We start from the raw sequence: 535 nt of genomic DNA on the forward strand, positions 1-535 counted from the left end.
ACGTCATCGGCGAGCAGTTCATCCGGGAGTTCGAGCGCGAGGCCCGCGAGGCCGACGCCGACTACCTCGCGGAGGGCGCGCCGCTGAACGACCTCGCACGCGAACCACTCACCGCCCCGGAGCGTGACTTGCCCGACTTCGACCTCGCCGAGGCGTTCGAGGCGGTCCTCGCGGACCCCACCGCCGCGAGCAAGGAGTGGGCGTACCGCCAGTACGACCACGAGGTCGGCCTGCGAACCGCGGTCGAACCGGGCGACGACGCCGCCGTGCTCGCGCTCCACGACGCCGGCGACGAGGACGAACAGCACGCGATCGCGCTCTCGGCGGGCGCGAACCCCCACTGGACCGACTGCGACCCCGAGGCCGGCGCCCGCGCGGTCGCGGTCGAGAACGCGACCAACCTCGCCGCGAAGGGGGCGACCCCCCTCGCCGCGGTCGACTGCCTCAACGGGGGCAACCCCGAGGACCCCGAGACGTACGAGGGGTTCGCGTCTGCGGTCTCGGGGCTGGCCGACGCCTGTGCCGACCTCTCGGT

The 535-nt window shown here is 73.8% G+C and carries 1 protein-coding gene; it reads left to right on the forward strand.

Going from position 1 to position 535, the window contains the following annotated elements; translation table 11 throughout:
- A partial coding sequence (locus tag ACFR9S_RS00625; protein WP_379817739.1) for an AIR synthase related protein occupies positions 1–535 on the forward strand: 535 nt, incomplete at both ends.

The organism is Halolamina salina (genome assembly GCF_042678005.1).
Taxonomy (GTDB): Archaea; Halobacteriota; Halobacteria; order Halobacteriales; family Haloferacaceae; genus Halolamina; species Halolamina salina.